This is a genomic window from Mycobacterium numidiamassiliense (assembly GCF_900157365.1).
Classification (GTDB): Bacteria; Actinomycetota; Actinomycetes; order Mycobacteriales; family Mycobacteriaceae; genus Mycobacterium; species Mycobacterium numidiamassiliense.
On the sequence record NZ_FUEZ01000003.1, the window covers coordinates 494,273 to 506,953 of the forward strand.

The following is a 12,681-nucleotide window of genomic DNA, read 5'->3' on the forward strand; positions in this document are numbered from 1 at the left end:
TTGGCTCGGGCCGGAGTCTTAGATGTTGCCGTGGAAGAGCACGGCCCATGACGTTCGACCGAGTACCTGGCCACGCATGGTTCAGCGCCGGGGCTTGTTGCGTGATCGCTTTGCGATCGTCGGGCCGCCGGAGACGCCGATACGCCACCTGGCCATGGCGGTGCTGACCTGGTATTGCGCGGCGAGCGCCTCGACGCTGCCGCCGGCAATCGCGTGTCGGCGGGAATCAATAGGGCGCCGGCGAGTTCGGCGGCTTCGGTTTCTTGGTCGGCGGATGCTGCGCCGCAATGCCCATCGTCGTCCATCCAGACGTCGGACAGTTCGTGTTCGGCGGCGAAATGAGCGACTTCATGGGTGAGATTGGAGCGGATCCGATGGGGGAGCGGATCGGAAACGCCAACGTTGGATTCTTCCTGCAGACCTATGCGCATGTTCTGCGAAACGATGACCGCGACGCCGCAGAGCGGGCGGCCGCATTCCTTATCGGCGACGGACAGCATCCGGCGGACGAAGACGACTCCTAGATATTTAGTACGCCTGATGTGTCCAAACACGTGTCCATCTCGGATAGAAATGGCCCCCGGAGTCTCCTCCGAGGGCCATTCCCGCTAGTAGCGGGGACAGGATTCGAACCTGCGACCTCTGGGTTATGAGCCCAGCGAGCTACCGAGCTGCTCCACCCCGCGTCGGTGAATGCCAGGTTACCGAACCGGTGTCAGCGCGACCAAATCGCCCAGTCAGCGGCGTGCAAGCGCCGGTTCAGTGCGAAGTTGGGGTTGAGTCCGTAGCGGCTTGAACACCGCCACAAAGCCCGGGAGGGCCACAGAATCGCCCTCGCCGGGCTTGCACCACCCCGAACCCCGATGCCGGTCATCTGACGTCCCTCCTTAGCCCGTGGAGGGTCGCATGGCACGGCCTAGGCGGCGCCGTTCTCCGATTTGAGCAGCCAGCCCCTTTTTCCAGGGCATCAATGATCCCGTGCAGCAGATCGGCGGTCGACGGATCGGCGGCGTCGATTCCATCGTGCACCGTCCGCATGGTGCCAACCACCGCGTAGATCCGGTTGGTGATCATCTGGACCATCTGCCTCACGCCGATCAATCCTGCCGGCAGGGCGGGAACGGTTGTTGCCGCAACGACGGTGTCCGAGCGCCCGTCGGGAACGGCATCCAGCGCACGCATTCGTTCGGCGATCGTGTCACTGGCCTCACGCGCGGTGTCGACGATGCTGTCGAGCTGCAAATGCAGGTCGCGGAAATTCATCCCGACGACGTTCCAATGCGCTTGCTTGGCTTGCAGGTGTAACTCGATCAGGTCGACGAGGACGGTTTGTAAGTCCTCGAAGAAGCCGGCTGGACGGTGAAACATCGCGACTTCGTCGGCGTCACGACGGTTGGCGGACAATGAGATTGTCATGTTGAACTCCCTTGGATAGTGGATTTGCCTGGCGGCGAACGCTATTCGGGCCAGGTGTTGGTGCGGATGATCTCGACGAAGTTGTCGCGAACGAATTCCGGGTCGAAGTGCTGCAGTACGTCGGCGTTGACGGTGCCAAAGGTGCTGTGCGGCCGGTGCTTCATACCGTCGTTGAACGCGGCAAGGATCCGGTTTTTGAAGTCGGGGCGCGGGTGGGCGGCGGTGACCGCCGCGAGGGCCTCGGCCGACAGGTCGTCGCGGCCGATGCCGAGCACGTCGGTCTCGACACCCGCTGTCACCAAAGCGATTTCGGGCTCCAGGAATTCGGGAACGCCGGGAGTGGTGTGCAAAGCGATGCCCAGCCACACCTTGTTCGCGTCGGCCTGATCGACACCACGCTCCAGCAGGAACTCCCGCGCCGCGTTGGCGCTGTCCACCTCGAAGCGCAGTTGCGAGGTGCCGTAGCGCTCGGTGAGGCCCAGGTCGTGGAACATCGCCGCGGCGTAGAGCAGTTCGAGATCCGGCTGCAGGCCACGGCGACGGCCCTGCAGCGCGCCGAACAGGAACACCCGGCGGGAATGGTCGAACAGCAGGTCGTCTTCGGCGTCGCGGATGTATTCGGTGATGGCACGAACCAGTGGTGTGTCGGGGATTTCGATGTCGGCGATGGTGCCGACGGACTGACTGGTCATGATGTCGCCTCCTCGGTTGTGCGGGGTTGCTATTAGTTTGCCGAGGCGTAGGCAATCCGACCCTGGTCGTTTGAGCCGTCATTTCCACAGAAAGCGACACAATGACTCTGTGACTGAAGCCGGAGCGCGTTCGCGGGTGGTGGTAATCGTAGTCTTCGACGGGGTGACGTTGTTAGACGTCGCGGGAGCGGGTGAAGTCTTCGCCGAAGCGAACCGGTTCGGCGCCGACTACCAGCTCAAGATCGCGTCGGTGGATGGGTGTGACGTGACAACCTCGATCGGGACGCGATTGGGCGTCACCGACAGCATCTCGTCCATTGATGCCGCCGATACCGTGCTGGTGGCCGGCAGCGACGACCTCCCGAGGCGGGCGGTTGAGCCCGCGCTCGTCGAGGCCGTCCGATCGATTTCGGCACGGACCCGGCGGATGGCGTCCATCTGTACGGGATCGTTCGTCCTCGCGCAGGCCGGGTTGCTGCGCGGCAGGCGCGCGACCACGCACTGGCACGATGCCCGGTTGTTCGCCCGGGCCTTCCCGGATATCGCGGTGGAGCCGGACGCCATCTTCGTCCGCGACGGCGATGTCTTCACCTCCGCCGGGGTGTCGTCGGGCATCGACCTGGCACTGGCGTTGGTCGAAATGGATTACGGGACAACGCTGGTCCGCGATGTGGCCCGGTGGTTGGTCGTCTACCTCAGACGCGCAGGGGGTCAGTCGCAATTCTCGGTGTTGCTCGAAGCCGATCCACCGCCGCAGTCGCCGCTGCGCGCGGCCACCGAGGCGGTCGCGGCCGATCCAGCCGCGAACCACAGTGTGAAAATCCTTGCGGCGCGGGCATCTTTGAGCACACGTCAGCTGACCCGGCTGTTTCAGTCCGAGCTGGGGATGAGTCCGGCGCGCTACGTCGAGCTGGTTCGAATCGACTGCGCCCGTGGTGCACTCGAATCCGGCCGGACCGTAGGCGAGACTGCGGGCATGGCCGGCTTCGGCAGCGCCGAAACGCTGAGACGCGTGTTCGTCAACCACCTGGGCATCAGCCCGAAGGCCTATCGGGATCGGTTCCGGACGGCGTACGCCTGAGCTACTTGGCGTTGTTGTACTTGGTGATCGCGTCGTCGAGTCGCTGCAGCGCGGCACCGTAGCCGGCGAAGTCACCCTTCTTCTGCGCATCCTTAGCTGCGCCGAGCGCAGCCTGAATATCTTGCAGCGCAGCGGCTTTAGCCGGGGACAATGTCACCGAACCGTCCGGAGCCGGCGGCAGGGCCGTCGGCGGCGGTGATCCGGGCGGCCCGGACGCCGGCGTGGGCGGGCTGGCGGGCGGGGTCTGCGGCGCACCGGCATCGGTGGGAACTATCCCCGTTGCGGCCGCGCCCGCGCCGGGCCCGAACAATCCGGTCAGCGCATCACCCACGGTGGGGCCGTACCCGATCTTGTCGTTGTACATCATCGCCACCCGGATCAACCGCGGGTACGACGATGCGGCGTCGCTGGCGCCCGGGGAGGCATAGACGGGTTCGACGTAGAGCAGGCCGCCCTGGGCCACCGGCAGCGTGAGCAAATTGCCCCAGCGGATACGGTTTTGGTTGTCCCGGCCGATCACGCCGAGGTCCTGGGAGACCGCCGGATCGGTGGTGATCGCGTTGTTGGCCAGCTTCGGACCATTGACCTGGCCCGGGATGGTCAAAACGGTGATCCTGCCGTAGGTCGAGGGGTCAGAGCTGGCGCTGATGTAGGCCGCCAGATAATCGCGCTTGAACCTGTTCATCGCGCTAGTCAATTGGTATGACGACGAATTATCTTGTTTAGCAATATTTTTCGCGACGATGTAATAAGGCGGCTGGTAGCTGCTGGCGGTCGGATTCGGGTCCAGCGGCACATCCCAGAAATCGGAGGTGGAGAAGAAGGTCACCGGGTCGTTGACGTGATACTTGGCCAGCAGCATCCGCTGCACCTTGAACAGATCCTCCGGATACCGCAGGTGGTCGGCGAGTTCGGGGGTGATGTCACTCTTGGGCTTGACCGTCCCCGGGAACACCGACATCCAGGCCTTCAGCACCGGATCTGATTCGTCCTGCGCGTACAGCGACACGGTGCCGTCGTAGGCGTCGACGGTGGCCTTCACCGAGTTGCGGATGTAGGAGACCTGCTTGTCGGGCCCCAGGTGATTGAACGCCACCTCGGTGGAGTCGGCAGTCGCCGATTCCAACGACGTGAGCTCCGAATACGGGTAGTTGTCCAATGTGGTGTAGCCGTCGACGATCCAAACCAACCGCTTGTTGACGATCGCCGGGTAGACCGAGCTGTCGGTCGTCAGCCACGGCGCCACCGCCTCCACCCGCGCCGCCGGATCACGGTTGAACAGAATTTTGCTGTTGGAGCCAATCACGTTAGAAAACAGGAAGTTTCGCTCAGCAAACTTGGCCGCGAACACGCTGCGGGATAACCAGTCGCCGACCGAGACTCCCCCGGACCCGGTGTAGGTGTAGTTCTTGGTCTCGGTGTTGGTCTCGTAGTCGTATTCACGGTCGGCGCCGTTCTTTCCGACGATCGCGTAGTCGGCGGAGGTATTGGAGATGACGGGGCCGTAGTAGATGCGCGGCTGGTCCAGCGGCGCAGGCCCGTCGGAGACCACGCTGCCATTGGCCCCGACGACGTTGGCCAGAAACTCCGGGTAGCCACCGTTCTGGGTGGGGTCGTTGGCGATGCCGCGCACGGTATTGGCCGGCGAGGCAATGAATCCGTTGCCGTGGGTGTAGACGGTGTGGCGGTTGATCCAGTCGCGCTGGTTGTCGATCAGCCGGTCCGGGTTGAGTTCACGGGCCGCGACGACGTAGTCGCGCAACGCGCCGTTGTGGTCGACGTAACGGTCGATGGAGAGCTGGTCGGGAAAGTAGTAGAAGTTCTTGCCCTGCTGAAACTGGGTGAACGCCGGGCTGATGATCGTGGGGTCGAGCAACCGGATGTTGGAAGTGGTCGCGCGGTCGGCCGCGACCTGCTGGGCGGTGGCCTGCCCGTCGCCGGTGTAGTTGCGATAGGTCACCACATCCGACGTCAGGCCGTAGGCCTGCCGGGTCGCGGTGATGCTTCGGCTGATGTACTCGCTTTCCTTTTGCGCCGCATTGGGGCGCACGCTGATCTGCTCGACGACCAACGGCCAGCCGGCGCCCACGATCAGCGAGGACAGCAGCAGCAGCACCAGCCCGATGGCGGGGATCCTCAAGTCCCGCAACGCGACCGCGGAAAACACCGCGGCAGCGCAGATCACCGCGATCGCCACCAGAATCAGCTTCGCCGGCAGCACCGCGTTGATGTCGGTGTACCCGGCGCCGGTGAACGGCTTGCCGCCGCGGGTGTGCGAGAGCAGCTCGTAGCGGTCCAGCCAGTAAGCAGCGGCCTTGAGCAGCACCAGCGTGCCGAGCAGGCTCACCAGCTGAACGCGGGCCGAGCGGCTCAGCGCGCCGGTGCGGCCGGACAGCCGGATACCGCCGAAGATGTAGTGCGACAACACGTTCGCCACAAAGGCCAGGAACACCGCGACGAAGACGTAGCTGAGCACCAGCCGGTAGAAGGGCAGCTCGAAGGCGTAGAAGCCGAGGTCTTTGCCGAACTGCGGATCTTTGATCCCGAAGTCGCCGCCATGCAAGAACAGCTGGATGCGAACCCAGTAGCTCTGGGCGACGACGCCGGACAGCAGGCCGATCGCCGCGGGGATCCCGACGCCCACCGTGCGCAGCCGCGACACCACGACACTGCGATACCGCGCCACGGGATCGTTGTCGTTGCTCGGGACGAACACCGGACGAGTGCGATAGGCCAGCGCCAGGCCGGCGAACACGATGCCGCCGACCAGCACACCGGCGACCAGGAACACCACGATCCGGGTGACCAGCACGGTGGTGAACACCGAGCGGTAACCGAGCTCGCCGAACCAGAGCCAGTCGACGTAGGCGTCGACCATTCGCGGTCCGGCGAGCAGCAAAGCGATCACACCCAGTGCGATCAAGATGAGAATCCGGCTGCGACGAGTCAGCTTCGGCATTCTTGCGGTGGGCCGCATCCCCACTGGCTACGCTCCTCGCAGATTTTCCTGGACGGTCACAACTGTACGCATCGCAGCACGCCGAAAGGCGGGCTAGCAGCTTGGTGGCTGGCCGCCGGCGGTGACCGCGTGCAACGCGTCCACCGCCTGGCTGAGCGTCTCGACCTTCACCAGCCGCAAACCGGACGGGTTGTCCGAGTTTGCCTCATAGCAGTTCTTGGCGGGTACCAGGAACACCGTGGCACCGGCGGCGTGGGCGGCGACCATCTTGTGGGTGATGCCGCCGATCTGTCCCACCTTGCCGTCGGACGAGATGGTGCCTGTTCCCGCGATGAACATCGACCCGGCCAGGCCGCCGGTGGTGAGCTTGTCGACGACGGCCAGGCTGAACATCAGTCCGGCCGAGGGCCCGCCGACATTGGCGAGGTTGAAGTCCACGACGAACGGCGCCCAGGGCGCGTCGAGCACCGCGACCCCCATGAAGCCGTAGTCGCGATCCTTGTTGGTGCCCAGCGTGATCTGTGCGACGCCGGCCGGCTCGTTCTTGCGGCGGAAGTCGATCGTCACCACCTGGCCGGGCTTGGTGTTTTTCAGCAATCCGGTGAACTGCTCGACATTGCTGGTCGGGGTGCCATTGACCGCGTCGATGGCGTCGCCCGGCTTCAGCTGGCCTGCCGACGGTCCGGGGTCGGTGACCGTCGCGACGGTCACCGCGGGCGCGTAGTTCAGGTATCCCAGGGCGGCGTACGCGGCGCTGTCCTCGGACTGTTTGAAGTCGGCGTTGTTGGACTTGTCGACGTCGTCACGCGACTTGCCCGGAGGGTAGATGAGGTCGCGCGGAACCAGCTGTTCCTGTCCTGACAGCCACAACGTCAGCGCTTCACCCAGCGTCAGATCGTCGCGTTGGGACACCGTCGTCATGTTGAGATGCCCTGTGGTCGGATGAGTTTGGGTGCCTGCGATCGCGACGACCTCCTTACCGTCGACCTCACCGAGCGTGTCGAAAGTCGGGCCGGGACCCAGCGATACAAACGGCACCGTCACCACCGCGAGCAGCACGCCGAAGACCAGGATCGGCACCAGCGCGACCATCAAGGTCAGAATCCGCCTGTTCACGCCGCTTACACTAGACGGACGCAATTCCGTCTCGTTCAGCTACAAGCATGGGGCGGGATCGCGCTTTCTGTTCCCCCGGTCGGTACCGTTGAGGGTATGTCTGACCTGCCTTTCGGCTTCTCCTCGGGAGATGGCCCTGACCGCGACAAGCACGGGGAAGATCCCGAGTCCGGCTCGGGCGCGTCAAATCCGTTCGGCATGGGCGGGAATTTCGGCGTGGGCGACCTGGGGCAGATCTTCACTCAGCTCGGGCAGATGTTCAGCAACGCGGGTACGACGACGGCCGGCGGCTCAGCGTCGGGACCGGTCAACTACGAACTGGCCCGCCAAGTCGCGTCCAGCTCGATCGGTTTCGTCGCTCCGGTGCCAGCCACGACGACTTCGGCGATCGGCGATGCCGTTCACCTGGCCGACACCTGGTTGGACGGCGTCACCGCGCTGCCTGCGGGCACCACCAGGGCGGTGGGCTGGACCCCCAGCGACTGGGTCGACAACACCCTGGAGACCTGGAAACGGCTGTGCGATCCGATGGCCCAGCAGATTTCGACAGTGTGGGCGTCGTCGCTGCCCGAAGAGGCCAAGGGCATGGCGGGCCCGCTGCTGGCGATGATGTCGCAGATGGGCGGCATGGCGTTCGGCTCGCAGCTCGGCCAGGCGCTGGGGCGGTTGTCCCGCGAGGTGCTGACCTCGACCGACATCGGCCTGCCGCTGGGGCCCAAGGGGGTGGCCGCGCTGATGCCGGACGCGGTCGAATCCTTCGCGACCGGACTCGAGCAGCCGCGCAGCGAAATCCTGACTTTCCTGGCCGCCCGTGAGGCGGCCCACCACCGGCTGTTCAGCCACGTCCCGTGGCTGTCCAGTCAGCTACTGGGCGCCGTCGAGGCCTACGCCAGCGGCATGAAGATCGACATGAGTGGGATCGAGGAGCTGGCACGCGACTTCAACCCGGCGACGCTGTCGGATCCGGCGGCCATCGAAAACCTGCTCGGGCAAGGTGTATTCGAGCCTCAGGCCACCCCGGCGCAGACCCAGGCGCTGGAACGGCTCGAGACATTCCTGGCATTGATCGAAGGCTGGGTGCAGGTCGTGGTCAACGAGGCCCTGGGCGACCGGATACCGGGCGCGGCCGCGCTCAGCGAGACGCTGCGCAGGCGCCGCGCCAGCGGCGGCCCCGCGGAGCAGACCTTCGCGACGCTGGTCGGGCTGGAGCTGCGGCCGCGCAAGCTGCGCGAAGCCGCCGATCTGTGGCAGCGGCTGACCGACGCCGCCGGTGTCGACGCCCGCGATGCCGTCTGGCAGCACCCGGATCTGCTGCCCGGCGCCGACGACCTCGACGAGCCGGCCTCCTTCATCGACCGCATCATCGGCGGCGACACCAGCGGGATCGACGAGGCCATCGCCCGCCTCGAGCAGGAAGACCCGGGCTCAGACGGCTCTGCCTAGCCGACCGGGCCGCTATTTCGCCGGCAGTTTGAGCACCCGGTTATTGGTGTTGTCGGTGACGTAGACATTGCCGGCGGCGTCCACGGCTATCCCCAGCGGAGTTTTCAGGCCCGGGAAGGACAGCTCAACCGGAGTATTCGAACCGGCCGGCAATTTGAATACCCGACCGACGCTGCCGCCAACGTCGGCGACGTAGACATCGCCGGCGGAGTCCACCACTACCCCCTTGGGACAACTCAGCCCATTGAAGGGCAGCTCGACCGCGGCAGCGGACCCGGCAGGCAGCTTGAGCACCCGGCTGTCCCTACCGTCCGGGACGTCGCAGTCGGTGACGTAGACGTCTCCGTTGGCGTTCACCGCCGTCCCCAGGGGATCTTTGAGGCCGGTGAACGGCAGCTCCACCGGGGTGTTCGACCCGGCCGGCAATTTCAGTACCCGGGGCGTGTAGTCGGTGACGTAGACGTCGCCGGCGGCGTCCACCGCCATGCCGAAGGGCAGTTTCAGGCCGGTGAACGGCAGCTCGATCGGGGTGTTCGCCCCGGCCGGCAGTTCGTACACCCGATTATCGCTGTTGTCCGACACATAGACGTTGCCGCCGGTGCCCACCGCCAACCCCAACGGATCTTTCAGGCCGGTAAGCGGAACCCCGACCGAGACGTCCGACCCCGCAGGCAATTTGAGCAACCGACTACTGCCGTCGTTGATGACGTAGACGTCGCCAGCAGCGTCCACCGCCAACCCTTTGGGACCGACCAGGCCGCGGAAGGGGAGCTCGACCTGCGATGGCGACGCTGATGACGCCGCCTGTGGCGACGCATGACACCCGGCGATGACGGTGAGGGCGGCAGCAATCGGTGCAAGCGCGGCGAGAGTCGTCTCTCGGCGACCCAGCACCCGGCTCAGCACGTAGCGCCCGAACAGCAACCGGTGTTGCCGGTGCACGTCGGCTCGTCCACCAACCATCACTCCTCTGGCTCGCAACAATGAAACACCGCCAGGGCATCAGTATCGCGGGCGAAGGGACGCTGTGAGGGATAAGAGCCGGGCGGTGACAGGAGGTTCCCATCAAAGAAACCGCTACTTCGCCGGAAGCTTGAGCACCCGGCCGTTGCTGTTGTCGGTCACGTAGACGTCGCCCGCGGAGTCCACCGCCACTCCCAGGGGATCCTTCAGGCCGACGAACGGCAGCTCAACCGGGGTATTCGAGCCGACCGGAAGTTTGAACACCGCCCTGGCGCCGCCGCCGACGATGATGTCCCCATCGGCGACGTAGACATTGCCGGCGGAGTCCACCGCCACATCCTTGGGGTTTTTCAGGCCGGTGAACGGCAGCTCGACCTGGGTACCCGACCCGGCAGACAGTTTGAGCACCCGGTTGTTGGTGTTGTCGCTGACGTCGCAGTCGGTGACGTAGACGTTGCCCGCGGCGTCCACGGTGACCCCCACGGGATCCTTCAGGCCGACGAACGGCAGCGCGACCGGAGTGTTCGACCCGGGCGGCAGTTCGAGCACCCGTGGACTGTAGTCGGCCACGTAGAGGTTGCCGGCGCCGTCCACCGCTATGCCAAACGGCATCTTCAGGCCGGGAAACGGCAGCTCTACCTGGGCGTTCGACCCAGCCGGCAATTCGACCACCTTGTTGGCCTTGTTGTCGGTGATGTAGACGTCGCCGGCGGAGTCCACCGCGACCCCCACGGGATCCTTCAGGCCGATGAAGGGCAACTTGACCGCGGCATCCGATCCCGCCGGCAGCTTGATCACCGGATTGGTGCTGCTGTCGGTGACGTAGACGTCGCCGGCGGCATCGACCGCCAGCCCTTTGGGACCTATCAGGCCGGGGAACGGCAGCTGAGTCTGCGTCGGTGCGGCCGGGGGCGGGGACGACGGCGCGGACTGGTGCGACTGACACCCGGCGATGACGACGAGAGCGACCGCGGGTGGCGCGAGCGCAGCGAGCCTGATCGCCTTGCTGCGGCCGAACGGTCGGCCGCGGCCGCCGCGCACCGGCTCGTCCACCAAAGGGTCACTCCTTGGCTAGTTGGTGATCTTGGCGATCTGAGCGTCGGACAACACCGACACCGCCTTCGGCAGCGGCCGGACGAAGATGTGCGGCTTCTGCATGAACCGTGCGGTGCTCCCGCCGTTCACCGCCCAGTGCAGAAAGGCCTGCATCGTCTGTGCCGTCGCTGGATCCTTCTGCTTGCTGTAGACGATCGCGTACTCGTAGTTGATGATCGGGTACCCGTCAGCGGCAGGACTGTTGACCAGCGAAATCGCCTCATTCGCAGGGGTTTGCGTGGCCAAGCCCGCGGCCGCGGCATCAACGCTTTGGGCGTCGGGCAGCTCGTAATTGCCGGCGGCGTTGCACAACTGGGCTTCGCCCAGTCCCTGCTGCGCCGCGTCGTCGTTGAAGCGGGTACCGATATAGGCGACGCAGCCCAGGGAATGCGCACAGCCGCCCAACATGCCGGCCTGGCCCGCGACGCCGCTCACCCCGACGGCGCCCTGAGTCGCGGGAAAGTCGACTCGGGTGCCAAAGCCGGGCGCCTTGCCCCACCCGTCAGGGTCTTGCCTGGACAGATATTGGGTGAACTCGAAGGTGTCACTGCTCGGACCGTCGGAACGGTGCAGCGGGATCACCGGGGTGGCCGGCAGGTCTATGCCCGGGTTGAGGGCCGTGATTTGCGGGTCGTTCCAGGCTTTGACGGATCCCTGGTACATGGCTGCCAGCACCTTGCCGTTGAGCTTGAGATGGTCGGTGAGACCAGGCAGGTTGTAGTCCACCCGCACCGAGGAAATGGCCATCGCGATGTTCATCAGGCCCGGATGTGCGGCCGTATCAGCGTCGGACAGGTAGGCGCCGGAGGCGCCGATATTCACCGTGCCGTCGGCGGCCCTGGCGACCCCGACCCCGGATAGGGCGCTCTGGGTATTGATTGTCACGTTCGGGTGATTCAGCTCGTAGGTGCGCGCCCACACCTCCATCATCGGGAAGAGATTGTTGGAACCGGTCTCCGACAGCGTCACGGCGGACGTCGCCGGCTCGGTCGCGATGCCCCCCGGGCTGGACGAACCACTCGTCGAGGTCGACCCGCACGCTGCTGCGAACAGCATTACCGGCACGGCAAGACCCACACGAGTTTTCATCGACCCTCCCTGCTAGCTTTCCGCTGTCTGTCGGACGACCCCACAACCACGACATCGACGAGCCCGGGAACACTATCGCAGGTCTGCACCTCGGCCGCAGGGAACGGCAGCCGCCGGTTCGCCGGGGTTATCCACGCGCCGTGCTGCTACGCCTAGAACGTCACATCCCTTGAGGCTTGAGAGCGAGAGGGATTCGCTTACGCCGCCGACTAACAGGGCGGCGTCCAGCCGTCGGGGCTTACCCGATGCCTGCGTAAAAATAGCGGGAATGACCCACGACATCAGCCTGCGCAGCCAGATTGTGTGCGCTCATAGCAGCCCCTCGGGATCATGGCGGGACGCATCGTCGTGCTCGCTGCGGGTCAGGCCGTAGTCGGAGATCGCCGAAATATAACGCTTGGCAGCCTCGAGCTTTGCGTGATCGTCGTCAGGGCCGGCGTGGAGGACCAGCTCGATGAGCTGTATTAGCTCCTTGGCAGCGATGTCATGCAGCTCGGCCAGCTGCCTCTGCTCAGCCATGGTGAATCCTCTCTTTACCAGCCCGCGAAAGCGGTCGTGGCCTCATTGTCCCTGAGTCCGCCAGAACCACCAGTGAACAATCTGCGGTGCTGCGGGAAGAGCGCTCTGCCGCAACCTCGCGGCAGGGCCGGCCGAGGTTTCGGCGGTTCTGTGGATAACCGCACAGGCCGACCCACGAGGCGTGGCACCGTCAGGACTCCTGCCGGCCACGTCCCTGTATATGCTGGACCCGGCGCTGCCGGTCAAGTGACGCCCGGCACGCGTCGATCGCATCCGGCGGACAGCAGGAAGCAGCCGTCCGATCCGTG

At 65.3% G+C, this 12,681-nt stretch carries 10 protein-coding genes, 1 tRNA gene and 1 pseudogene; 3 read left to right on the forward strand and 9 right to left on the reverse strand.

All coding sequences use genetic code 11. From position 1 onward, the window contains the following. The first annotated feature begins 287 nt into the window (after window positions 1-287). Entirely contained in the window at window positions 288-524 is a 237-nt protein-coding gene (locus tag MNAB215_RS30105; RefSeq protein WP_077077249.1) for a hypothetical protein, read from the forward strand. 88 nt (window positions 525-612) lie between these two features. Here the strand turns inward: MNAB215_RS30105 and MNAB215_RS02140 are convergent. The 3 genes and pseudogenes from MNAB215_RS02140 to MNAB215_RS02150 all read right to left on the reverse strand — a co-directional run bounded on the left by MNAB215_RS02140 (window position 613) and on the right by MNAB215_RS02150 (window position 2,111). Beyond that, window positions 613-686, reverse strand: a tRNA-Met gene (locus MNAB215_RS02140). Window positions 687-916: 230 nt separating this feature from the next. Continuing rightward, a pseudogene (locus tag MNAB215_RS02145) lies at window positions 917-1,416 on the reverse strand (Dps family protein). Between the two features lie 41 nt (window positions 1,417-1,457). Beyond that, window positions 1,458-2,111 (reverse strand): HD domain-containing protein, encoded by a 654-nt coding sequence (locus tag MNAB215_RS02150; protein ID WP_245830176.1) that lies wholly within the window; start codon window positions 2,109-2,111, stop codon window positions 1,458-1,460. Between the two features lie 133 nt (window positions 2,112-2,244). Between MNAB215_RS02150 and MNAB215_RS02155 the strand changes: the two genes are divergently transcribed. Next, window positions 2,245-3,189 (forward strand): GlxA family transcriptional regulator, encoded by a 945-nt coding sequence (locus tag MNAB215_RS02155; RefSeq protein ID WP_077077251.1) that lies wholly within the window; start codon window positions 2,245-2,247, stop codon window positions 3,187-3,189. Window position 3,190: 1 nt separating this feature from the next. On the opposite strand, the gene MNAB215_RS02160 is transcribed toward MNAB215_RS02155, so the two are convergent. Both MNAB215_RS02160 and MNAB215_RS02165 read right to left on the reverse strand, forming a co-directional pair. Beyond that, window positions 3,191-6,172, reverse strand: a complete 2,982-nt coding sequence (locus tag MNAB215_RS02160) for a UPF0182 family protein (RefSeq protein ID WP_077077252.1) — start codon at window positions 6,170-6,172, stop codon at window positions 3,191-3,193. A 69-nt stretch (window positions 6,173-6,241) separates the two neighbouring features. Beyond that, complete coding sequence (locus tag MNAB215_RS02165; RefSeq protein WP_077077253.1) at window positions 6,242-7,264, reverse strand: YlbL family protein; 1,023 nt, start codon at window positions 7,262-7,264, stop codon at window positions 6,242-6,244. Between the two features lie 96 nt (window positions 7,265-7,360). Between MNAB215_RS02165 and MNAB215_RS02170 the strand changes: the two genes are divergently transcribed. Next, window positions 7,361-8,707 carry a zinc-dependent metalloprotease gene (locus tag MNAB215_RS02170; RefSeq protein ID WP_077077254.1) on the forward strand — a complete coding sequence of 449 codons (1,347 nt, stop codon included), beginning with the start codon at window positions 7,361-7,363 and terminating at the stop codon, window positions 8,705-8,707. A gap of 12 nt (window positions 8,708-8,719) precedes the next feature. Here the strand turns inward: MNAB215_RS02170 and MNAB215_RS02175 are convergent, their stop codons facing one another. The 4 genes from MNAB215_RS02175 to MNAB215_RS02190 form a co-directional block, all read right to left on the reverse strand. Beyond that, on the reverse strand, window positions 8,720-9,670 hold the full coding sequence (locus MNAB215_RS02175; RefSeq protein ID WP_077077255.1) for an NHL repeat-containing protein: 951 nt from the start codon (window positions 9,668-9,670) through the stop codon (window positions 8,720-8,722). 114 nt (window positions 9,671-9,784) lie between these two features. Next, the gene (locus MNAB215_RS02180) at window positions 9,785-10,723 is read right to left on the reverse strand and encodes an NHL repeat-containing protein (RefSeq protein ID WP_077077256.1); all 939 of its coding nucleotides are present in this window, start codon (window positions 10,721-10,723) and stop codon (window positions 9,785-9,787) included. A gap of 18 nt (window positions 10,724-10,741) precedes the next feature. Next, window positions 10,742-11,854 carry a phosphate ABC transporter substrate-binding protein PstS gene (pstS, locus tag MNAB215_RS02185; protein WP_077077257.1) on the reverse strand — a complete coding sequence of 371 codons (1,113 nt, stop codon included), beginning with the start codon at window positions 11,852-11,854 and terminating at the stop codon, window positions 10,742-10,744. A 309-nt stretch (window positions 11,855-12,163) separates the two neighbouring features. Further along, complete coding sequence (locus MNAB215_RS02190) at window positions 12,164-12,373, reverse strand: hypothetical protein (protein ID WP_077077258.1); 210 nt, start codon at window positions 12,371-12,373, stop codon at window positions 12,164-12,166. Window positions 12,374-12,681: the final 308 nt, after the last annotated feature.